This window comes from Neisseria sp. HMSC058F07 (assembly GCF_001810035.1).
Classification (GTDB): Bacteria; Pseudomonadota; Gammaproteobacteria; order Burkholderiales; family Neisseriaceae; genus Neisseria; species Neisseria perflava.
This window is the reverse complement of sequence record NZ_KV799663.1, coordinates 242492-263406: the sequence shown is the minus strand read 5'-3', so window position 1 is coordinate 263406 and position 20915 is coordinate 242492. Positions and strand designations below refer to the sequence as shown.

The window sequence follows — 20915 nt, the reverse complement described above, 5'->3', positions numbered from 1 at the left end:
GATTTGCGGTTGGTCAACTTATCTCATTCCGCCTTGTTTTACAATCACTCAGGCGATGTTTCGCCTGCAAGATTTTCGATTTCTTCGCGATGCGCGTCAAACCATGAGCCGACCACTTGATTGACTTCGTCCATGCCTTGTTTTTTCAGGCTGGAGAACAGTTGAACGTTGATTTTTTGACGATCGGTGTAGGGTTTGAGTGATTTTTTTACCGTCGCTAAAGTTTTAATCTGGTCGTTTTTAGACAGCTTGTCTGCTTTTGACAGCAGGATATGCACAGGACGGCCGGTGATGTGGAAAAAGTCCAGCATTTGAATGTCTAAAGCCTTGAGCGGATGGCGCGAGTCCATAATCAAAATCAGGCCGATCAGTTGGCGGCGTTGTTGCAGGTAGTCGCCCAAGAGTTTAACCCAGTGCGCACGAATGGCCTCCGGTACTTGCGCGTAGCCGTAGCCGGGCAAGTCGACCATAAAATTGCCGTTTTCCAGCTCAAAGAAATTGATGTGTTGGGTGCGGCCCGGTGTTTTGGAAACGTAGGCAAGGCGCACATGATTGGTTAAAGTATTGATGGCACTGGATTTGCCGGCATTGCTTCGGCCGACAAAGGCAATCTCGGCCGGTGTGTCGGGCAGGTCTTTCAGATGGTTGACCGTTGTAAAGAATTTGGCGTTTTGAAAAAGGTTCATCAGTATTTCCTTGCGTGGAAACAAAACTGCAACATCATAATTTGTATCGGGCATTTATGTTGCAGCAGTTTGGTAATTTGAGTAGTAATTTAATGTAAACTTGGTATAGAATAGCACGTTTATAGAATTATCGGTTTTAATCGGGAAAATTCCCCGGTATTTGAGTATAAAAAAGGCATTGACGCGGTACGCAATGCTGTAATCAGGAGCACTCCATGAAACGATTGACTTTATTGGCCTTGGTATTGGCTGCCGGTGCGGTTTCCGCTGCCCCTAAAGCAGATGCTGAAAAAGGCAAACAGGTAGCGACTACTATCTGTGCGGCGTGTCACGCAGCCGATGGTAACAGCGGTATCGCAACTTATCCTAAACTGGCAGGTCAGGCTGCGGCCTACGTCTACGGCCAAACCATGGCCATCAAAGACGGTACCCGTGCCCACGGTGCTGCCGGCGTGATGAAACCGATGGTGATGAACTTGTCCGAACAAGACATCCGCGACGCTGCCGCCTACTACGCCAAACAACAAGGCAAACCGGGCGAAGCCAATCCTAAAGAAAACCCAGAGCTGGGTGCGAAAATCTATCGCGGCGGCCTGAGCGCTAAAAAACTACCGGCATGTATGTCTTGCCACGGTCCTAGCGGCGCAGGTATCCCTGGCGGCGGTACTGAAATCCAAGCCTATCCTCGTCTGGGCGGCCAACACAAAGCTTACGTTGTCGAGCAAATGAAAGCTTACCAGTCCGGCCAACGTAAAAACGCCATCATGGCCGATATTGCCAACCGCCTGAGCGAAGAAGAGTTGAACGCAGTAGCCAACTTTATTCAAGGTTTGCACTAAATTTCGTTCTGAAACGAGTTTATTGATACAGGCCGTCTGAAAACCCTTCAGACGGCCTTAGCCAATATAGGCCGATAAGCCTGATTGGTTTTTTCAAATAGCGACGGCAAGATTTTTACTGCAATATGCAGTATTCTTCCTTTCGCATCACACGTCATTGCAGTCCGTTCCATCAATCGGGTTGCCCCAAGCCGACATTTGAGACATGAGTAAATCTTCTTCATCCGTCCCACTCATCCGCAGACCGTGGTTTGCCTTTTTCAGCTCCATGCGTTTTGCCGTCGCCCTGCTCAGCCTATTGGGCGTGGCTTCGATTATCGGTACGGTCTTGCAGCAAAATCAGCCGCAAGTCGATTATTTGGTGAAATTCGGCCCGTTTTGGTCGCAGATTTTCGGCTTTTTGGGCCTGTACGACGTGTACGCATCGGCGTGGTTCGTTGTCATCATGATGTTTTTGGTGATTTCCACCGGATTGTGCCTGATTCGCAATGTTCCGCCGTTTTTGCGCGAGATTCGTTCCTTCCGTGAAAACGCCAAGGAAAAATCACTGGTGGCAATGCGCCATTCCATCGTTTTAGACGGACAGGTAACGCCCGAAGTTGCGCAACGTTATTTGGAAGTGCAGGGCTATGGCTGCAAAACCGTTACGCGTGAAGACGGTTCGGTTTTGGTGGCGGCAAAAAAAGGTGCGATGAACAAATGGGGCTATATCTTTGCCCATGCCGCGCTGATTGTGATTTGTTTGGGCGGTTTGATAGACAGCAATATCCTGCTGAAAATCGGTATGCTTACCGGCCGGGTCGTGCCGGACAATACGGCGGTTTACGCCAAAGACTTTAAGCCCGAAAGCGTGTTGGGTACGTCCAATTTGTCGTTTAGGGGCAATGTCAATATTTCGGAAGGTCAGAGCGCGGACGTGGTATTTCTGAATGCGGATAACGGCATGCTCGTGCAAGACTTGCCGTTTTCGGTCAAATTGAAGAAATTCCATATTGATTTTTACGATACCGGTATGCCGCGCGATTTCGCCAGCGACTTGGAAGTCACGGACAAGGCGACCGGCAAAGTCAGCGAACACACCATCCGCGTCAACCATCCTTTGACGCTGCACGGTATTACGGTTTATCAGGCAAGTTTCGCCGACGGAGGCTCAGACTTGACGTTTAAAGCTTGGAATCTGGCTGATGCCGACCGCACTCCGGTCAAACTCAAAGCAACTTCCATGCGCGAGTTTCCGCTGGATTTGGGCAAGGCTTCTTATAAATTGGAATTCGACCAGTTTACTTCGATGAACGTCGAAGACATGAGCGAGCCGTCTGAAAAAGAGCAAAACCTGAAATCCGCCATCAATGATGTTCGTTCTGTCCGTCAGGAAGGCAAAAAATACACCAATATTGGCCCATCTATCGTTTACCGCATCCGCGACAAAGCAGGGCAGGCGGTCGAATATAAAAACTATATGTTGCCGGTAAAACAAGATGAAGACTATTTCTTCATTACCGGCACGCGCAGCGGCTTGGCGCAGCAATATCGTTGGTTGCGCATTCCGATGGATAAAAACGGTAAAATCGATACCTTTATGGCTTTGCGCCAATATTTGAAAGACGACGCGGCACGCCGTAAAACCGTTGCCAACGCCGTCAAAGGCGCGCCTGCCGAAATCCGCGAGCAATTCATGGCGGCGGCGGAAAATACTTTGTCGATTTTTGCCAAAGGCGGCTATTTGGCTTTGGACGAATTTGTTACCACCAACATTCCCAAAGATCAGCAGGAAAAAATGCAGGGCTATTTCTACGAGATGCTCTATGGCGTGATGAATGCCGCTTTGGAAGATACGATCAGCACATACAATCTGCCGGCTTGGCCGCAAGACGAAAAGCGCAACCGCTTCCTGCTGCATGCAATGGACGCGTACACCGGTTTGACCGAGTATCCTGCGCCGATGTTGCTGCAATTGGACGGCTATTCCGAAGTGCGCTCTTCCGGATTGCAGATGACCCGTTCGCCGGGCGCATTCTTGGTGTATTTGGGTTCGGTATTGCTGGTGTTGGGCACGGTGTTTATGTTCTATATCCGTGAAAAACGTGCTTGGCTGCTGTTTTCAGACGGCCGTATCCGTTTTGCCATGTCTTCCAGCCGCAACGAACGCGACTTGCAGAAAGAATTTCCGCAACACACACGGCAATTGCAGCAGCTTGCCAAGGATTTGAACCATGAATAACAAACATCAGGCCTTGCCCGAGCATGAGCTTCTGACACACAAATCATTTATCCGAAACCTCAACCTCTTCGACTGGGCATTCGCACTGCTGATTGCCATCAGTGCGTTTATTGCCCAAACCCAAGCCGGTCTGCACATGGACATCTACGAAATGGTGATTTTGTGGGCGAGTGCCGGTATTGCCGTTTTTCTGGGTTGGTTTTTCAAACCGATGCGCTGGTTTATCCCTTTGGGCGTGTGCTTGGCGTATTTGGCCGTTGATTTGTATGGCGGTGACATCAAACACGCAGACGGTTTCCTGCTCAAATATCTGTTAAGCAGCCAGTCGGCGATTATGTGGCAATGCGCGTTTGTGTTCTTTGCCTTGTTTGCCTATATCGTCGGCGCGATAGCGGCGGTGCGCAAAAATGTGTCGTCCAATACGCTTTTGGGCATGGGTACCGTGTTTGCGTGGGTTTCCGCGATGGCGGGCTTTGTCGGTTTGCTGGTACGCTGGCATGAAAGCTATCTGCTGCGTCCCGATGCCGGCCATATTCCGGTTTCCAACCTTTACGAAGTATTCATCTTGTTCTTGGTCATTACGGCACTGATGTATCTCTACTACGAAGGCCGTTTTGCCGTACAAAAACTAGGCGGATTTGTCTTCAGCTTTATGGCGGTCGTAGTCGGATTTGTCTTGTGGTACAGCGTTTCGCGCGAGGCGCATACCATTCAGCCGCTGATTCCTGCTTTGCAGTCTTGGTGGATGAAAATCCACGTTCCGGCCAACTTTATCGGCTACGGCGCATTCTGTATCGCCGCCATGCTGGGTATTGCCGAACTGCTGGCGCTCAGAAAAGAAGATGCGGGCAAAAAATCATGGCTGCCGCAATCCCAAGTCATTGAAGAAGTCATGTACAAAGCGATTGCCGTCGGTTTCCTGTTCTTCACGATTGCCACCATACTCGGCGCATTGTGGGCGGCCGACGCGTGGGGCCGCTATTGGAGCTGGGACCCGAAAGAGACTTGGGCATTCATCGTTTGGCTGAATTACGCGGTCTGGTTGCATTTGCGGCTGGTGGCAGGCTGGCGCGGCAAAGTGTTGGCTTGGTGGGCGGTCATCGGCCTGGTCATTACCGCCTTTGCCTTTATCGGCGTGAATATGTTCTTGAGCGGCCTGCACTCTTACGGCACTTTGTAAACCGCTTATTCCGCACTTTATTTCAGACGGCCTTTTTCCGTTTTCGGAGAAAACGCCGTCTGAATCGTTTTTAATCATTTTTTCAGACGGCCTCAAACCATGTTGGTATTAGGAATTGAATCATCTTGCGACGAAACCGGCGTTGCGCTCTACGACACCGAGCGCGGCCTGTTGGCGCATCATTTGCACACACAAATGGCGATGCACGCCGAATACGGCGGCGTTGTCCCCGAATTGGCCAGCCGCGACCATATCCGCCGTGTCGTGCCGTTGACGCAAGGTTGCTTGAAGGAAGCAGGCGTAGGCTATGCCGATATTGACGCGGTTGCCTTTACGCAAGGCCCGGGCTTGGGCGGCGCATTGCTGGCCGGTTCGGGCTTTGCCAATGCGTTGGCATTTGCCATCGGCAAGCCCGTTATCCCCGTCCACCATCTTGAAGGCCATTTGCTCTCGCCTTTGTTGGCAGACGATAAGCCTGAATTTCCATTTGTCGCTTTGCTGGTGTCGGGCGGACATACGCAATTTATGGCTGTACGCGGTATCGGCGATTACACCTTGCTGGGTGAGAGCGTGGATGATGCGGCAGGCGAAGCGTTCGACAAAACGGCCAAGCTGTTGGGGCTGCCTTATCCCGGCGGTGCCAAATTATCCGAGCTGGCCAAACTCGGCACGCCTGATGCCTTCACGTTCCCACGCCCCATGCTGCATTCGCACGATTTGCAGATGAGCTTTTCCGGTTTGAAAACCGCCGTTTTGACCGCTGTCGAAAAAGTCCGCGCCGAAACGGGTTGCGATGAAATTCCGGAACAAACACGCAACGACATTTGCCGCGCCTTCCAAGATGCGGTAGTCGATGTATTGGCGGCCAAAGCCAAAAAAGCATTGTTGGATACCGGCTTCAGAACTTTGGTGGTTGCCGGCGGTGTGGGTGCAAACTGGAAACTGCGCGATGAATTTTCGCGCTTGACCGTCAAGATGCCGTCTGAAAAAGGCAAACCCAAGCCGCAGGAAGAAAAAATCAACGTCTATTTCCCACCGATGGCATATTGCACCGACAACGGCGCAATGATTGCCTTTGCCGGCGCGATGCGTCTTGCCGAGCGTCAGGCTGTCGGTGCATTCAATGTCAAGCCGCGCTGGCCGCTGTCGGATATTGTGAAGCAGGGTTGATGCATTAGACTGCTCGATGTAATGAAAGGCCGTCTGAAAACCTGAAAACAGGGTTTTCAGACGGCCTTTAATGAAATAGATGTTTGCGGTAAAACTTCATTCAAAAAGATGAGTAATTTTTTCATCCGTTTTCTCTACAATATTAACTTTGATTGATTGCAAAAGGCCGTCTGAAATGACGAATTTATCCAAAGGGTTGCTGGCTGCGGTAGCGTCCAATTTGTTGTTTTCCATGCTGTTTCTGTACGGCATGTGGATGAGGCCGATGACGGGGACGGAGGTGTTTGCCTGGCGCATGGTTGCCATGCTGTCGGCTTTGTGCGTGCTGATGACGATGGTCAACGGTTGGCAGGCGGCAATGCGTTTTGCTTATGGCGTCGGCCGGGATTGGAAACGGTGGCTGCTGATTGTATTGCCGACGCCGATATTTGCCAGCCAGTTGTGGCTGTTTGTCTGGGGGCCGGTCAATGGAGAAGGGGTAAACATTGCCATGGGGTATTTCCTGTTTCCTTTGGCGATGATGCTGGGCGGACGGATTTGGTTTAAAGAGCGTTTGAACCGGTTGCAGAGGGTGGCGGTAATCTTGGCGTGTGCAGGCGTGGCATGTGAATTGGTGCGGTCGGGCGCGTTTTCGTGGACGACTGTATGGGTGTTCGGTACTTATCCGTTTTATTATCTGCTGCGCCGCAAGCTGGGCGTGCCTTCCTTAATCGGATTGACGTTTGATTTGTTGATGATTACGCCGTTTGCGTTGGCGTATATTGTGCTGGCAACGGATACGCCGACGATGATTGCGGCCAAACCGGTTTTAATCTTTTTTATTGTGTTGCTGGGTTTTAATAGTGCAATATCCATGCATTTGAATTTGAAGGCGAATCAGTTGCTGCCGGTGGCGGTGTTCGGTATGCTGAGCTATTTGGAGCCTGTATTGCTTTTTATTGTGTCGATTGTGTGGCTGGGCGAGCCGGTGCAGGGCGGCGCATTGATCGGCTACGGACTGATTTGGTCGGGATTGTGCGTGATGATTGCCAATGGCCTGTTGGGAATGAAGAAAGAAAAGAAATGGGCAAAGCTTGATTGATGGATTGAGGCCGTCTGAAAATGGTTTGATCAATGTTTTCAGACGGCCTTGAATATTAAAAGGGACGTATCGGATACGTCCCTTTTGTTTTACCAGCTTTGGGCGATACGGTCGGCTTCTTGCAGGCGTTCGACTGTACCGACGTCCAACCAAAGGCCGTTATGGTGTTCGCCGCTGATTTGGTTTTGGCTCATGGCTTGACGCAAAAGAGGGGCAAGCTTGGCAGCCTGGTGTGCCGGTGTGTCTTTGAAAAGCGCAGGATGATAAACGCCCACGCCGCTGAAAGTAAGGGCTTGGCCGTCTGCGGATGAGGCGGATACCAGGCCGTCTGAAAGCAGGCCGAAGTCGCCTTCGGGATGGTGGGGCGGATTGTCCACCAGCCATAAATGGGCGAGAAGGTTGTGTTCCTGTATGCGCTGGGCAGCCAGTCGTGCAGCTTGGAAATCAATGTCGGTCAACACATCGCCATTGACGACCAAAAACGGCTCGTCGCCCAAAAGAGGCAGGGCGGTGGCAATGCCTCCGGCAGTTTCCAGGCCTCCGGCGCGTTCGGGAGAATAGGCAATGTGTACGCCGTAGGCTGAACCGTCTTTCAATGTATCTTCGATTTGCTGGCCAAGCCAGGCATGGTTGATGACGATTTCAGTAAATCCGGCCTGCTGCAGGCGGCGCAAGTGCCAGCCGATAAGCGGCGTGCCTGCTACTTCGAGTAAAGGTTTGGGCGTGTGGTCGGTCAGCGGGCGCATACGCTCGCCGCGACCGGCGGCCAATATCATTGCTTTCATGGGTGTGCCTATAATGTGTGAAACAGAAAAAGTCTCAGGCTGTCTGAAAAAATGAAACCGATGTTTCAGACGGCCTGAGACCTTTATTTATGCCAAAGATTTGAATTGCCTACGGAAATACAGCAATGCCGGCGCTTGCGCGTCGGTATTGCGGATTTCGTTGATCTGGACGAAAAAGACGTAATGTGTGCCGATTTCGCGTTGATCGACAATACTGCCGTGCAGGTGCGCCAGCGCGCCTTCGACTTCGAGCTGTCCGGTTTGCCCTCTATGCCAAATATGGTATTCGAAGCGTTCTTCGGGCGAGAGGTCGGTCAGTCCGGCAAAGTGTTCGGCGACATCCTGCTGGCTGTCGTTGAGTGTGTTGATACACAAATCGCGGTTGCCCTGCAGGATGGGGATGATGGCGGATTGGCGGTTGATGCACAGCATGACCGTCGGCGGCTCGTCGGTAACGGCAGTGACGGCAGTCATGGTAATGCCATAGCGCCCTGCTTCACCGTCTGTCGTGATAACGTGTACACCGGCGGCACAGGAGGCCATGGCATCTCGGAAGGATCTCTTGAGTGTGTGTGTTGAATCTGTCATCCGGCTCGCTTTATTTTAATGCCTGTTCGATTTTTGCCAGCTCTGCCAAGAGTTCTTTGAGTTGTGCCATTTTTTCTTTGGTGAGGACTTTTTCAATTGCGTCATAGCGCTCGTCAACCAATGCGCCGGTGGATTCATAGAGTTTCTCGCCTTCGGGCGTCAGTTTCAGATAAACGCGGCGTTGGTCGTTGGAAGGCTTCAAGCGCACGGCCAAACCTGCTTTTTCCAAGCGGGTCAGAATGCCGGTCAGGCTGGGACGGAGGATGCAGGCCTGATTGGCCAAATCTTGAAAGTCGAGTGTGCCGTTTTCCGCTAAGAGCCGGATGATACGCCATTGCTGGTCAGTAATATTGGCTTGGTTCAGAATAGGGCGGAATTGGGTCATCAATGCTTCCCGTGCCTGAATCAGACCGATATTGATAGATGCATGTTTAGATTGGTTGGGCATTACTAAGTCTCCGGTGTTATCAAAAATCAAACCGTTGAAGCGTGAGGTAGATTGATAAAGGCGAATATTGCTGTTTTAAGGCTGCCGTCGGCAGCCGGGTCATGGGAACAAAAGCATCACTGCCACAATATTAGATGAAGATCTCTAACAGTTTGTTTTGATAATAATGTTTCCAATTGTTCTTATGGTTATATCTTAGTCTATTTTCTTTATAATCTCAACAAAATCATATGTTATCGGGAAAGAGATAGTTTATTTATTTATGAAGTGGAATAGGATAAAAATATTCGGCGAAGATGATTCTTTGGATTTTCTATTTTTGGTGGATTTTCAATGAATTTAGCCGAAGATGTCTGCTAAGTAAATTCTGATTTTTAAGCCGATGTAGCTAGAAAGCCCGGATGTGTGATGAATCATTTTGCCATCTTTTAATATGATAATGGTCGGTGTGACGGCTATATTCCATTTTTGAGCCATCAGGCCGTCTGAATCATTGAAATTTGGAAAGGATAGGTTGTTTTCTTGCATATGGTGGGCAATGTCCGTGTCGCTTCCGGAGCGCAAGGCTACGCCCAATGTTGGGATATTGTCTTGGTGCAGTTTTTCTATGGTTGATGATGTGTATGAACAAATACGACACCAGCTACCCCAAAAATAAACGACGGCAACCCGATTTTGGCTGAAGGATTGAAGGGAAGTGGTTTGCCCATCGGTTAAAGTAATGGTTTGTGCCGCTGATTGTAAGGGCTGGTTAGGCTTGCGTACCCAGTCGACAATCAAGGAGAGCAAAATGAAAATAATCACGGCCTGAAGCAATGATTTGGCGTAGTGGAGCAGGGTTTTCATCATATATTGCGGAGGATATTGGATTATTGTTTTATAAATGAAAAAAGCCTTGCAGAGCAAGGCTTTTTGATTCGATTCTGAAAACGTATTAACGTTTGGAGAATTGTTTTGCGCGACGTGCTTTGCGCAAACCAGGTTTTTTACGTTCAACTTCACGAGCATCGCGAGTAACGAAGCCTGCTTGAGACAGGGCTGGTTTCAGGGCTGCGTCGAAGTCGATCAGGGCGCGGGTAATGCCGTGACGGATGGCGCCGGATTGACCGGTTTCGCCGCCACCGGTTACGTTAACTTTGATGTCGAAAGATTCGGCATTTTCAGTCAGAACCAGAGGTTGACGTACAACCATGCGGCTGGTTTCACGTGCGAAGAATTCGTCAACGGGACGGCCGTTTACGATGATTTGGCCGGTACCTTTAGTCAAGAATACACGAGCCACTGAACTTTTGCGGCGGCCTGTGCCGTAGTAGTATTTACCGTTCATGTCGTGTCCTTATTATTTCAGTTCCAAAACTTTAGGTTGTTGTGCAGCGTGGCCGTGTTCGGCGCCAGCGTACACTTTCAGTTTTTTGATCATGGCGTAGCCCAGAGGACCTTTAGGCAACATGCCTTTTACGGCTTGTTCCAAAGCGCGGCCTGGGAATTGCTCTTGCATTTCGCGGAAAGTACGCTCGTAGATGCCACCTGGGAAACCAGAGTGACGGAAGTATTTTTTGTCTTCGAATTTAGCACCGGTCACGCGCAGTTTGTCTGCGTTGATGACGATGATGTAGTCGCCAGTATCAACGTGAGGGGTGTATTCGGGTTTGTGTTTGCCGCGCAGACGGTGTGCGACTTCGGCTGCGACACGACCCAGAACTTTGTCTTCTGCGTCAATGACGAACCATTCGCGCTTCACCTCGTGGGGTTTTGCAGAGAAGGTTTTCATGGTTGGAATCCAGATATATATAGAAAGTTATGGATTTTAAAGAGGAGATTGGTTTTTGTCAATCTTAATTGAGTGTGTTTGATGCATGAATATGCGGTTTTTTCAGACGGCCGGAAATCTTTACGAAAGTCTTTACTTGGAAAGGGAAAAGCCACACCTGTCGGTATGGCTTTTTTTAGGGAATCCCCACGAGTGCCGTTTAGGCTGAATCCGCTTGAACCTTGCTGACAAGGCGGTCACCTCGGGTAGTTTCGGGTGCGTCCAATAAACGGACGCTCGCGCCCACTACAGCTCCCGGCAACCTAAAGCGAACGTATTGGTTCAAAGGAATATATGCCTTCGCGAACACCGCAGGGAAAAGGGGGAAATCAGTTTTGCTCCAAGCGCGCCAGTGCTTTTGGCACGCGTTGTTCATGTCGGTTATTTTACGCTCAAATTCACCGATTGCCAAATCGTCGTTGAGGGTGGTTTTCAAGAGGTCGTGCACGACGTTGAGGGCTGCCATGACGACGATTTTGTCTGTGCCGACGATGCGGCCGCTTTCTTTAATCGCATCGCTTTTCTTGTTGAGCATTTCAACGGCTTGCAGAAGGGCGGCTTTTTCTTCACTCGGTGTGTTGATGGTGAAGTTGACATTCATGATGTCGAGATTGACTTGTTCGATACTCACGGGGCATCCTTTTATTGTTGTGTTTCTTGGGGCAATCGGGTAATGAGGCTGCGGATTTGGTCTGCGCTTTGGGCCAGCGCGTTGCGGTAGTTTTCTTTTTCGGCAGTCAGGTTGTCAATTTTGCTTTGCAGGTCCTCTTTGAGTTTGCCGACTTGAACCAGCAAGGCTTCGCTGAGTTCGTCAATGGCCGCGTCGTGTTGGCGTTTTTGTTGCTCTTGCTCGAGTTTGAGTCTGTCGATTTCTTCGTTGAGACGGCGGTTTTCTGAAACCAGCGTTTCAAATTTTTGGACAAGTTGGTAAACGTTGATTTCCAGATTGTTCAGTGATTGGTTCATGTGTTTCCCTTCAGACGGCCTGATGGCCGCCATATTGTGCGTCAGGCCGTCTGAATGGCAGACGGCGCGACCGTTTATTCGAAGCGCGCGCTTCGTTCCATCAGTCGTTCAACGACTTGCTGCGGGGTCATTTCTTTGCGGATGAGTTGCAGCAGGGTTTGAGTGATGGGCATATCGATTTGGTATTTGGCGGCGGTGTTGAAGACTTCTTCAATGGTGCTGACGCCTTCGGAAACGTGGCCGATTTCGACAAGCACTTGATGCAACTCTTTACCCTCTGCGAGGCCTAGGCCGACGCGGCGGTTGCGCGAGAGTGCGCCGGTACAGGTCAGGATAAGGTCGCCGATGCCTGCTAAGCCCATCATGGTTTTGGGTTGTGCGCCCATGGCGATGGCAAGGCGGGTGATTTCGGCAAGGCCGCGTGTTACTAAGGCTGCGCGTGCATTGAGGCCGTATTCGAGGCCGTCTGAAAGGCCGGTGGCAATTGCCATGACGTTTTTAACGGCACCGCCCACTGCGACACCGATGACGTCGGTGCTGCCGTACAGGCGCATTACGTTGGTGTTCAGTTGGGCAGTAGTTTCTTCCACCCAGTCTTTGTTTTCGGAAGCAAACACGACGGCGCAAGGCAGTTGGGCTGCAAGTTCTTGGGCAAAGCTCGGACCTGAGAGAACGCCGATTTTTTTATTGTTAGGCAGGACTTCTTTCAGTACTTGGAAAGTCAAAAGGCCGGTATCTTGTTCAAAACCTTTGCAGGCGGCGAGAACGGGAATATCGGCGGCGTTATGCTGTTTGAGCAGCTCGGCGCTGCTTCTGAGGCCGGCTACGGAGGTAACGATCAGGGCAAGTTGGCTGTCTTTCAGCGCTTCGCCCAAATCGGCGTGAACGGTCAGGGACTCAGGGAAAGGGAAGCCGGGCAGGCCGCGTTTGTTTTCGCGATCTGCTTGCAGGGTGCGGATTTGGTCGGGATTGCGTGTCCAAAGGGCAACTTCATTGTTGTGGTGCGCAAAGTGCAACGCGAGAGCTGTACCCCACGAACCTGCGCCGATGACGGTAATTTTCATGTTTCTCTTCCATATGGGAACGGGGCTTACTTTAAAACAAACGGCTTTGGGGTGCAAGGGCGGCGTTTGTGAAAAATATTTTGTGCTGTTTAAAAAGCCTTAGGCCGTCTGAAAGTTCAGACGGCCTGCTTCGGTTTATGATTTATTGTTACCGGAATGGTAGGCATCGTAGGCGTAGTAGTCGTAGCTGTTGTTGGCTTCGCGCTTCATGCCGTTGAGGACAACACCTTTGATGTTGATACGGTTTTGTTTGAGGCGTTCGACGCTGGCTTCAAGCTCTCGTGCACGCGTGTGCGCATAACGGCTAATCATAAGGACGGTGCCGGCATGTTGGCCGATGATGATGGCGTCGGTAACGGCCAATACGGGCGGCGTGTCCAAGATGACATAATCGTAGCGTTGGCGCGCGTGGGCGAGCAATTCGTTGAAACGGTTGTCCATCAAAAGCTCGGACGGATTGCTAGGATAGCTGCCGCTGCTGATAAGGTGGAGGTTTTCAATGCCGGTCTCTTGTACGGCTTTTGCCGGAGCTGCTTTGCCGTTGAGGATGTCAGACAAGCCGAACTCGGGGGTAAGGCCGAAGAGTCGGTCGAGGTAGCCTTTGCGCATATCGGTATCGATAAGCAGAACGCGTTTGCCTGACTGCGCCATTACGGTGGCGAGGTTGGCAGAGATAAAGGATTTGCCTGCTTCAGGCGCGGCACCGGTAATCATGAGGACGTTGTTAGGCGCGTCCAGCATGGAGAAGTAGATATTGGTGCGCAGGGCGCGGATGGCTTCGACTGCCGTGTCGGCGCGGTCTTCGCTGGCCAGCAGATAGTTGGAACGGCCGCCGGTTTTTTTGAATTTGTTTTTGAAGAAGTCGCGTTTTTGCTGGGTTTTGGAGTGCGGAACAAGAGCGACGACTTCCAAATTGAGGTTTTCGATTTCTTCGGATGAAGTAATGCCGTTTTTCATGCGGTTGCGAATCATCAGCCACAAAGCGGTCAATGAGCCTGCGGCAAGTGCGCTCAGGAGCGTGATGACGGCTTTGCGCGGGGCAACGGGGTTTTCAGGGACATAGGCATAATCGACGATGCGAACATTACCTTGTGCACTGGCTTTCATGATGTTGAGTTCTTGTTGTTTGCTCAACAGTTGGACGTAGGTTGCTTGGTTGGTTTCTACGTCGCGGGTCAGGCGGATGACTTCTTGTTGGGTATTGGGCAATTCGGCGATTTGTTGGTTGATTTTGTTTTTGGCGCGTTCGAGGACGGAGAGTTTGTCCAATACGGCTTTATAGGAAGGGTGTTCCGGCGTGTACAGCTCGGCCAAACCTGCTTCTTCGGTTTTGAGCAGGGTAATTTGGGTCTCGATGCCGGTCAGGCTTTCCAATGCGCCTTTAGACTCGAGCGGAATGTCGAGGGAGCCTGATTGTTGGCGGTAGGCATTGAGTTTGTTTTCAGCGTCTTGCAAGGTTTCTTTCAAGCGTGGCAATTCTTCGCTGATGAAAGCCAAGCCGCTGGATGCGACTTGGACGTCGCGTTCGCGGTTTTGCGCAACGTAGTTGTCGGCAATGCTGTTGAGGATGACGCTGGTGCGTTTAGGGTCGGTGCCGGTAAAGGTAAGGTTGATGATGGGGCTGGTTTTACCTTTGCTGATGACCGCCAGTTTGTTTTGGATGTTTTCGATGGCGCTGATGCGGGAGAACTTGGTCAACGCAAATTCTTGACCCGGATTAGCCAGGATTTGATCGATTTTGAGGGTGGTTTGATTGTTGATTTTCAGAGGTACGCCGACCTTGCCTTCGACGACGCGTTTGTCAGGCAGGGTAAGAGTATAGGCTTTGTTGCTCTTGGCAGTCAGCGTGAAGGTTTTGTTGAACCATTCTTCTTGTACGGTAAAGTTGCCGACGGTCAGTTTGGGATCGGGGTCGCCGCTGATGTTGTGCATCAGGCTGCCGATAACAGGCGTGTATTTGGCTTTGACTTCTTGGTCGAGTTGGAGGTCGTCAACGGTTTTACCCAGCACCAGGCGTGATTGAACCAGCTCGACTTCTGCTTCAGACGGCGTGGTTTGGTTGTTGAAGATGCTGTTGATTTCGGTCAGGATTTGGTTTTGCCGCGTTTCGATTTCCAACATGGCGTCGGCGCGGTATTGCGGGGTGGATGCCAGGCTGAAGGCTGCGCCGAGTATGCCGCCTGCAAGCAGGGCGGCGAGGATTTTGTATTTGTGCATCCAAATGACGCGGAGCTGTTGGCCGAAGTCGATTTCGTCGTTGTCTGCGCTATAAGGTGTGTAGGTCGTTTTTTTCATTGCTTGCTTTCTTGTTCATGCCGGTTTTATACCGGTTGAGTTTTTCCGTTTAGTTTGGTTTTCCAAGTGTCTGCGGCAGCATTGAGCTGTTCGAAAACGGCTTCAAACATTTCGCTGCTTTGTTTGTATGGGTCAGGTACGGTTTTCTTCGGCAACCATTGGGCAAACAGCATGGTTTTGCTGCGTGCCGGCGGATGGATGTCGGCCACCATGTCGATTTGACAGGGCTCCATGACGAGAATCAAATCGGCCTGTTCGCACATTTGGGCGGTCAGTTGGCGTGCCGTATGGCCTGCAACGATAACGCCGTGTTTGAGTGCGGTTTTGATGGCTTGGAAATCGGCATCCTTACCTGCCAGTGCTTTTATGCCGGCGCTGCTGATGCGGTGGCCGGGTAGTTTTTTCTGCATAATCCGCTCTGCGGTGGGGGAGCGGCAGATGTTGCCTAGGCAGACGATGAGTATGTTGTGGTACATGATATTGTTTCGGTTTATGGTCTGAAAAAAGCGTGAGTCAGACTATAAGGTACTGCTTTTCCGTTTGTGCGGTGTGTACGGCTTTTATATGCCGTTTATGTAATTTGGTTGGATTGTGCGTGATTTTGTATCCTGCTGTCAAACAGGGTCTGACAGCAGGAACCACTGCTTATTTAAACGTATTGTCGAGGGTATTGACGTTGCTGATGGAGTTGGTAATTTGTGACATTACGCGGTTCCAACGGGTAACTGGGGCGGCGGTAACGTAAACGGTGTCTTCGGAGCGCAATTTGAATTCGCTGCCCAGTGCGTAAGAAGTCGCATCTTTTAGGTTGAGCTGGTAGATGTGGATAGGTCTGGCCGCATCTTCAGGTGCGCGGCGGATCACGAATACGCCGGTTGCATCCGCATAGGCTTGGTTCATGCCGCCCACTTCGCCGAGCGCTTGGGTCAGGTTGAGGCCGTGATTGCCGATCGGCAGGGTGGCTTGTTTGCCGACTTCACCCATGATGTAGATTTTGTTGTTGCTGCTGTTAGGAACATAAACGATGTCACCATGGCTGAGGAGGTGGTTTTGCGACATATCACCGTATTGCAACATGTCTTGTAGGGAAATGGTGCGGTCGACGCCGTTGTGCGTCCATTTGATGTGTTGGGTGTCGGCACTTTGGGTGACGCCGCCTGCTTGGTTGATGGCATCCAAAATGGTCATCGGGATATTGGTAATCGGCAGCTGACCTGCTTGGCTGATGGCACCGGATACTGAAATGCGTTGCGAACGGAATTCGGTAACGTTGATGGCTACTTGAGGATTTTTGATGTAGCGTTTCAGAAGGTTGGTCAGGGTATTTTGCAATTCGTCCAAAGTTTTGCCTTTGGCTTGAATTTTGCCTGCTAACGGGTAAGTAATATAACCGCCCTCATCCACCCAGGCGCCGCGGCTGACTTGGTTGGTTTGCGGGTTGCTTTGCTGGATGGGGGAATTGAGGTCGGAGTGCGCCCAAACCATGATATTGAGGACGTCGCCGCTGCCGATGCGGTAGCGGTAAGCGCTTTTGCTTTGCTCCAAGCCTTGGTTGGCTTGGGAAAGTACGGGTGGCGTACGCATTTTTTCAATCAGGTTGGGCGTGATGGGGTAAACGGCAACGCGGCTGTCGAGGTTGGTATCGGCTGCGGTGTCGGTGTCGGTGTAAACAATGGTTTTGGTTCGGGTTTTGATGGTTGAACCAGGAATGACTGTTGTGCTGTTGCAGGCAGTCAGTGCGAATAGAGTAAGCAGGGAGAGTGTTTTTTTCATGTAGTAGTCCTTGCAGTATGGTGTCCGGGCCGTCTGAAAATGTTCAGACGGCCTTGTTGTTTTGTTGCCAAACCAAGTCGCAGATACCGTCTTTAGGTACGAAGCCTGTCGGTGCGCGCAACAGAAGCTGGCGCAGGCTGTTTTGGTCGCTTTGGAAACAAGCGGTTTCGAGTTCCGACAGTATGTCAGATAATTGCGTCCATGGAAGCATTACTTCACTGGCGGTCATAATACGGGGATGAGTGGTTTTTTGCACCTCGTCGCCGATGAGCAGTTCTTCATAAAGTTTCTCGCCCGGGCGCAGGCCGGTAATCTTGATTTCGATGTCGCCGTGGGGGTGTTGTTCGTCTTTCACTTTGAGGCCGCTGAGGACAATCATTTGACGGGCAAGGTCGATGATTTTGACGGATTCACCCATGTCGAGGACGAATACGTCGCCGCCTTTACCCATTGCGCCGGCTTGGATAACCAATTGCGCCGCTTCGGGAATGGTCATGAAGTAGCGGGTAATGTCTTGGTGAGTCAGGGTAATCGGGCCGCCTTCGGCAATTTGTTTTTCAAATACAGGAACAACGGAACCGGACGAACCCAATACATTGCCGAAACGCACCATGCAGAAGCGTGTTTTTTGTTCCGGCTCGGCGGCAAGGGCTTGCAGGCAGAGTTCGGCCATGCGTTTGCTGGCGCCCATGGTATTGGTCGGTCGGACGGCTTTGTCGGTGGAAATCAAAACAAAGGTGGAAACGCCTGCATCTACGGCAGCCTGTGCGCAGCAGAGTGTGCCGAACACGTTGTTTTGAATGCCTTCTATGGTGTTGAACTCAACCATAGGGACGTGTTTATAGGCTGCGGCATGGTAGACGGTGTCGACGTGATAGGCCTTCATGATGCTGCTAAGGCGTTCTTTGTTTTGAACCGAGCCTAAAAGCGGTACGACTTCGACTTGGCTGCCTTGCACTGCTTGGGTTTCGCGCAATTCTTTGTCTATGCTGTATAGGGCAAATTCAGACAATTCAAACAACAGCAGTTTGGTCGGCCGGCAATTGAGAATTTGACGGCAAAGTTCGGAGCCGATAGAGCCGCCTGCGCCGGTTACTATCACGACTTTGTCGCTGATGTCGGCGCTCATCAATTCAGGGCGAGGTGCCACAGGGGCGCGGCCGAGCAAATCGACCACAGAGATTTTTTTCAATGAGCTGACGTTGATTTTGCCGTCCACCAAATCCTTCATGCCCGGAATGGTCAGGACTTCGCATTTGTATGCTTCGAGGCGGCGGATGATGTCTTTGCGTTCTTCCGGCGTAGAACTTGGAATCGCCAGCAGAATTTTGCGGACGCCGTAGCGGCTGATCAGCATCGGGATTTCGTTGGGGTTGTAGACGGCAAGGTCATAGATGACGGTGCGTTGGATTTTTGGGTTGTCATCGACAAAGGCAATGGCCGAGTATTCGTTAACCTGTTTGATGGCTTCCAGCAATTGTCGGCCGGATTGGCCTGCACCGTAGATGATGACGGGTGTCATCTGTTTGCGGTGATGATCGGTCAGAATCGCGCGCAGGATCATGCGCGAGCTGGTCACGCCGACCACCAAGACCAAGAAATAGACGATGGGCAGGGCAAGGTGCAGTTTTTGCTCAAAAACCAGGGTGCTCAGGCAGAACAAGACCGCCGAAATAATGCTGCCGAATGCGGCGGCGGTCAGGACGCGGATGCTGACGAAGCGCGTAACGGCGCGGTAGAGGCCGATACGGATGAAAAGGATGATGGTCAGCAACGCGGTGCTGCCGAAAGCCAGCCAGTTGGCGATACTCAACCATTCGTCGGAATATTGCACTTTGAGGCTTTGGGCAAACCAAAACGCCACGAATATCATCAAGATATCGTGGATGACGAAGAAGGTTTTTTTAAGGTTGCGCGGCAGAGCCAGCAGGGTTTCCAAGTTCATTTTATATTTCTTGTGTCTGAGTGTTGTAATGTGGCTTGGTACGGATTGTTTGAAGCAGGCTGTTTTATTTTTTTCAGACGGCCTGAAGTTGCAGGCCGTCTGAAAATGATTATGCCGTGGCTTCAGTCAATACGGCTTCGATGTTTTCTTTGCAGAACGCAATTTCTTCATCGGTCAGGGTTGGGTGCACCAAGAACATCAGGCTGGTGTCGCTCAACTCGACAGCGTTTTTCAAACGCTCTTTCGGACGCCAAGGCGTGTTGTCGAAGGCTTTTTCCAAATACACTTCGGAGCAGCTGCCTTGATAGCATGGGACTTTGCGCGCGTTCAGTTCATTGACGATGCGGTCGCGCGTCCAGCCATCTTTCAGGTGTTCGGGTTTGACGAAAACGTAGAACTTGTATTGCGCGTGTTCGATGTAATCGGCCACTTCGACTAAACGGATGCTGGCAAATTTGCCCAAGCTTTCAGCCAGTTTGGCGGCGTTTTCTTGGCGGCGCGCCGTCCATTCGGGCATACGTTTGAGCTGGATGCGGCCGATGACCGCCTGCATTTCCAACATGCGCCAGTTGGTACCGAAGCTTTCGTGCAGCCAGCGGAAACCGGGTGCGTGTTCGCGGTTGTACACGGCATCGTAGCTTTTGCCGTGGTCTTTGTACGACCACATTTTGCTCCATAGCTCTTTGTCGTTGGTGGTTACCATGCCGCCTTCGCCGCCGGTGGTCATGATTTTGTCTTGGCAGAACGACCATGCGCCGACATGGCCGATAGAGCCGACGGATTTGCCTTTGTATTTCGCACCGTGCGCTTGGGCGCAGTCTTCGATAACCCACAAGTTATGTTCTTTTGCCAAAGCCATGATGTCGTCCATTTCGGCAGGCATGCCGGCAAGGTGAACCACGATGATGGCTTTTGTGTTTGGCGTCAAAGCGGCTTTGATGGTTTCGGCGCTGATGTTTTGGCTGTTCAAATCGACATCGGCAAACACCGGATTTGCGCCGGCGGTCACGATGCAGGATGCGGAAGCCAAGAAAGTACGCGAAGTGACAATCACATCATCGCCTTGGCCGATACCCATTGCTTTGAGGGCTACGTCCAAAGCCAATGTACCGTTGGAAAGGGCGACGGCGTATTGAGTGCCGACAAAAGCAGCAAATTCTTTTTCAAATTCGCGACATTCCGTACCTGTCCAGTAGTTGACTTTGTTGGACAGCAGGACTTTGGAAACGGCATCGGCTTCTTCTTGAGTAAAGCTTGGCCATGGGGAGAGTGATGTATTAAGCATTTGTTTTTCCTGCGAAAAGACTGGTTGAGCCTTTGGGGGCGATTTCTTCCAGCAGTTGGCGATTGATCAGGGTGTATTTCTGACCGTTGATTTCGACGTATGCGCCGTCGTAAGGAGGGAACCAGAAGGCGCGGATTTTCTTCTCGATATTGTCGCCGTCGTGGATTTGCTTCATGGCTTCCATCTCGTCGCGGCTGACGTAGCGGCCACCAATGTTTGGCGTGGTTGGCAATTTGGTTTTCGACTCGATGGCGCGGGTGATGATGCGTCGTGCGAAATCTTCCAATGCCTGCATGGTTTTGCGTTCGAGCGATTGGGCGGTTTCTGTTTCGGCGTCGATAGGGAAACGGTCCACTTCGATAATTTCACCGGTATCGATGGAAGCGTCGACGTAGTGGGCAGTATTGCCCCATTCGTTCAGCTCGTCCATGATGGCCAGGTTGTAGCCGCCCGTGCCTTTGTATTCGGGCAACAGCGCAGGGTGGAAGTTGATCGTGCCTAAAGTCGGAATGCTCAGGAATTCATCACGCAGCTTGCGCCAGTAAAGGACGGACAAGCCCAAATCGTATTTCAGACGGCCTTCTCGCATTGCTTCCAAAGCCGTATCGAAGGTGTACAGGGGCAAGCCCAATTCCTGCGCGGCGGCCGTAGTCGGCGAGCCTTGCAGATGGCTGTCGGTCAAGACACCGATGATTTCGATATGGTCTTGTTTGGTCAAAAAACGAAGCAGGTTGGCGGAAACCTGTTTACGACCCATAAATAAGATTTTCATGGAGAAA

Annotated in this window: 20 protein-coding genes, 1 other RNA gene and 1 pseudogene; 5 read left to right on the top strand and 17 right to left on the bottom strand. The window is 51.2% G+C overall.

All coding sequences use genetic code 11. The features are described from left to right. Positions 1-44 precede the first annotated feature (44 nt). Positions 45-686 carry a ribosome biogenesis GTP-binding protein YihA/YsxC gene (gene yihA / locus HMPREF2696_RS01505; protein ID WP_070587551.1) on the bottom strand — a complete coding sequence of 214 codons (642 nt, stop codon included), beginning with the start codon at positions 684-686 and terminating at the stop codon, positions 45-47. Positions 687-901: 215 nt separating this feature from the next. Between yihA and HMPREF2696_RS01500 the strand changes: the two genes are divergently transcribed. From HMPREF2696_RS01500 to rarD, 5 genes are all read left to right on the top strand, one after another. Continuing rightward, positions 902-1525: a c-type cytochrome gene (locus HMPREF2696_RS01500; protein ID WP_070587549.1), complete on the top strand. Its 624-nt coding sequence runs from the start codon at positions 902-904 to the stop codon at positions 1523-1525. A gap of 268 nt (positions 1526-1793) precedes the next feature. Beyond that, the gene (locus tag HMPREF2696_RS01495; RefSeq protein WP_070587546.1) at positions 1794-3746 is read left to right on the top strand and encodes a cytochrome c biogenesis protein ResB; all 1953 of its coding nucleotides are present in this window, start codon (positions 1794-1796) and stop codon (positions 3744-3746) included. Then, the gene (gene ccsB, locus HMPREF2696_RS01490; protein ID WP_070587543.1) at positions 3739-4926 is read left to right on the top strand and encodes a c-type cytochrome biogenesis protein CcsB; all 1188 of its coding nucleotides are present in this window, start codon (positions 3739-3741) and stop codon (positions 4924-4926) included. The genes HMPREF2696_RS01495 and ccsB overlap by 8 nt, the downstream gene beginning before the upstream one ends. 99 nt (positions 4927-5025) lie before the next feature. After that, positions 5026-6096: a tRNA (adenosine(37)-N6)-threonylcarbamoyltransferase complex transferase subunit TsaD gene (gene tsaD, locus HMPREF2696_RS01485; RefSeq protein ID WP_003749024.1), complete on the top strand. Its 1071-nt coding sequence runs from the start codon at positions 5026-5028 to the stop codon at positions 6094-6096. Positions 6097-6271: 175 nt separating this feature from the next. Beyond that, positions 6272-7177, top strand: a complete 906-nt coding sequence (rarD, locus tag HMPREF2696_RS01480) for an EamA family transporter RarD (RefSeq protein ID WP_070587540.1) — start codon at positions 6272-6274, stop codon at positions 7175-7177. 89 nt (positions 7178-7266) lie between these two features. Here the strand turns inward: rarD and murU are convergent, their stop codons facing one another. The 16 genes and pseudogenes from murU to HMPREF2696_RS01400 form a co-directional block, all read right to left on the bottom strand. After that, on the bottom strand, positions 7267-7962 hold the full coding sequence (gene murU, locus HMPREF2696_RS01475; protein WP_070587537.1) for an N-acetylmuramate alpha-1-phosphate uridylyltransferase MurU: 696 nt from the start codon (positions 7960-7962) through the stop codon (positions 7267-7269). Positions 7963-8049: 87 nt separating this feature from the next. After that, positions 8050-8550, bottom strand: coding sequence for a 4-hydroxyphenylacetate 3-monooxygenase, reductase component (gene hpaC / locus HMPREF2696_RS01470; protein ID WP_049322621.1), 501 nt, complete (start codon positions 8548-8550; stop codon positions 8050-8052). A 10-nt stretch (positions 8551-8560) separates the two neighbouring features. Further along, positions 8561-8998: a homoprotocatechuate degradation operon regulator HpaR gene (gene hpaR / locus HMPREF2696_RS01465; RefSeq protein WP_004520883.1), complete on the bottom strand. Its 438-nt coding sequence runs from the start codon at positions 8996-8998 to the stop codon at positions 8561-8563. A gap of 339 nt (positions 8999-9337) precedes the next feature. Continuing rightward, on the bottom strand, positions 9338-9847 hold the full coding sequence (locus HMPREF2696_RS01460; protein WP_039862516.1) for a protein disulfide oxidoreductase: 510 nt from the start codon (positions 9845-9847) through the stop codon (positions 9338-9340). A gap of 85 nt (positions 9848-9932) precedes the next feature. Beyond that, positions 9933-10325 (bottom strand): 30S ribosomal protein S9, encoded by a 393-nt coding sequence (gene rpsI, locus HMPREF2696_RS01455; protein WP_003681515.1) that lies wholly within the window; start codon positions 10323-10325, stop codon positions 9933-9935. 12 nt (positions 10326-10337) lie between these two features. Continuing rightward, a complete protein-coding gene (rplM, locus tag HMPREF2696_RS01450) occupies positions 10338-10769 on the bottom strand; it encodes a 50S ribosomal protein L13 (protein ID WP_003684605.1) in 432 nt (143 codons plus the stop codon). 179 nt (positions 10770-10948) lie between these two features. Then, a non-coding RNA gene (ssrS, locus tag HMPREF2696_RS01445) (6S RNA) lies at positions 10949-11129 on the bottom strand. An 8-nt stretch (positions 11130-11137) separates the two neighbouring features. Further along, a pseudogene (locus HMPREF2696_RS01440) lies at positions 11138-11439 on the bottom strand (cell division protein ZapA). Positions 11440-11450: 11 nt separating this feature from the next. Next, complete coding sequence (locus tag HMPREF2696_RS01435) at positions 11451-11774, bottom strand: hypothetical protein (protein WP_039862529.1); 324 nt, start codon at positions 11772-11774, stop codon at positions 11451-11453. Positions 11775-11848: 74 nt separating this feature from the next. Continuing rightward, positions 11849-12838, bottom strand: coding sequence for an NAD(P)H-dependent glycerol-3-phosphate dehydrogenase (locus HMPREF2696_RS01430; protein ID WP_004520880.1), 990 nt, complete (start codon positions 12836-12838; stop codon positions 11849-11851). Positions 12839-12973: 135 nt separating this feature from the next. After that, positions 12974-15133 (bottom strand): polysaccharide biosynthesis tyrosine autokinase, encoded by a 2160-nt coding sequence (locus tag HMPREF2696_RS01425; protein ID WP_070587535.1) that lies wholly within the window; start codon positions 15131-15133, stop codon positions 12974-12976. A 26-nt stretch (positions 15134-15159) separates the two neighbouring features. Further along, entirely contained in the window at positions 15160-15609 is a 450-nt protein-coding gene (locus tag HMPREF2696_RS01420) for a low molecular weight protein-tyrosine-phosphatase (protein WP_004520878.1), read from the bottom strand. Between the two features lie 169 nt (positions 15610-15778). Continuing rightward, complete coding sequence (locus HMPREF2696_RS01415) at positions 15779-16906, bottom strand: polysaccharide export protein (RefSeq protein ID WP_004520876.1); 1128 nt, start codon at positions 16904-16906, stop codon at positions 15779-15781. Positions 16907-16949: 43 nt separating this feature from the next. Beyond that, on the bottom strand, positions 16950-18851 hold the full coding sequence (locus HMPREF2696_RS01410; protein ID WP_070587533.1) for a polysaccharide biosynthesis protein: 1902 nt from the start codon (positions 18849-18851) through the stop codon (positions 16950-16952). Positions 18852-18960: 109 nt separating this feature from the next. Next, positions 18961-20136 carry a DegT/DnrJ/EryC1/StrS family aminotransferase gene (locus HMPREF2696_RS01405; protein WP_004520874.1) on the bottom strand — a complete coding sequence of 392 codons (1176 nt, stop codon included), beginning with the start codon at positions 20134-20136 and terminating at the stop codon, positions 18961-18963. Next, entirely contained in the window at positions 20129-20908 is a 780-nt protein-coding gene (locus HMPREF2696_RS01400; protein WP_039862513.1) for a methionyl-tRNA formyltransferase, read from the bottom strand. Before HMPREF2696_RS01400 ends, HMPREF2696_RS01405 begins: the two co-directional genes overlap by 8 nt. Between the last annotated feature and the right edge of the window lie 7 nt (positions 20909-20915).

Excerpts from the sequence above, each read along its gene's own strand:
- yihA (WP_070587551.1), bottom strand. The coding sequence starts at position 686 with ATGAACCTTTTTCAAAACGCCAAATTCTTTACAACGGTCAACCATCTG.
- HMPREF2696_RS01500 (WP_070587549.1), top strand. The coding sequence starts at position 902 with ATGAAACGATTGACTTTATTGGCCTTGGTATTGGCTGCCGGTGCGGTT.
- HMPREF2696_RS01495 (WP_070587546.1), top strand. The coding sequence starts at position 1,794 with ATGCGTTTTGCCGTCGCCCTGCTCAGCCTATTGGGCGTGGCTTCGATT.
- ccsB (WP_070587543.1), top strand. The coding sequence starts at position 3,739 with ATGAATAACAAACATCAGGCCTTGCCCGAGCATGAGCTTCTGACACAC.
- tsaD (WP_003749024.1), top strand. The coding sequence starts at position 5,026 with ATGTTGGTATTAGGAATTGAATCATCTTGCGACGAAACCGGCGTTGCG.
- rarD (WP_070587540.1), top strand. The coding sequence starts at position 6,272 with ATGACGAATTTATCCAAAGGGTTGCTGGCTGCGGTAGCGTCCAATTTG.
- murU (WP_070587537.1), bottom strand. The coding sequence starts at position 7,962 with ATGAAAGCAATGATATTGGCCGCCGGTCGCGGCGAGCGTATGCGCCCG.
- hpaC (WP_049322621.1), bottom strand. The coding sequence starts at position 8,550 with ATGACAGATTCAACACACACACTCAAGAGATCCTTCCGAGATGCCATG.
- hpaR (WP_004520883.1), bottom strand. The coding sequence starts at position 8,998 with ATGCCCAACCAATCTAAACATGCATCTATCAATATCGGTCTGATTCAG.
- HMPREF2696_RS01460 (WP_039862516.1), bottom strand. The coding sequence starts at position 9,847 with ATGATGAAAACCCTGCTCCACTACGCCAAATCATTGCTTCAGGCCGTG.
- rpsI (WP_003681515.1), bottom strand. The coding sequence starts at position 10,325 with ATGAACGGTAAATACTACTACGGCACAGGCCGCCGCAAAAGTTCAGTG.
- rplM (WP_003684605.1), bottom strand. The coding sequence starts at position 10,769 with ATGAAAACCTTCTCTGCAAAACCCCACGAGGTGAAGCGCGAATGGTTC.
- HMPREF2696_RS01435 (WP_039862529.1), bottom strand. The coding sequence starts at position 11,774 with ATGAACCAATCACTGAACAATCTGGAAATCAACGTTTACCAACTTGTC.
- HMPREF2696_RS01430 (WP_004520880.1), bottom strand. The coding sequence starts at position 12,838 with ATGAAAATTACCGTCATCGGCGCAGGTTCGTGGGGTACAGCTCTCGCG.
- HMPREF2696_RS01425 (WP_070587535.1), bottom strand. The coding sequence starts at position 15,133 with ATGAAAAAAACGACCTACACACCTTATAGCGCAGACAACGACGAAATC.
- HMPREF2696_RS01420 (WP_004520878.1), bottom strand. The coding sequence starts at position 15,609 with ATGTACCACAACATACTCATCGTCTGCCTAGGCAACATCTGCCGCTCC.
- HMPREF2696_RS01415 (WP_004520876.1), bottom strand. The coding sequence starts at position 16,906 with ATGAAAAAAACACTCTCCCTGCTTACTCTATTCGCACTGACTGCCTGC.
- HMPREF2696_RS01410 (WP_070587533.1), bottom strand. The coding sequence starts at position 18,851 with ATGAACTTGGAAACCCTGCTGGCTCTGCCGCGCAACCTTAAAAAAACC.
- HMPREF2696_RS01405 (WP_004520874.1), bottom strand. The coding sequence starts at position 20,136 with ATGCTTAATACATCACTCTCCCCATGGCCAAGCTTTACTCAAGAAGAA.
- HMPREF2696_RS01400 (WP_039862513.1), bottom strand. The coding sequence starts at position 20,908 with ATGAAAATCTTATTTATGGGTCGTAAACAGGTTTCCGCCAACCTGCTT.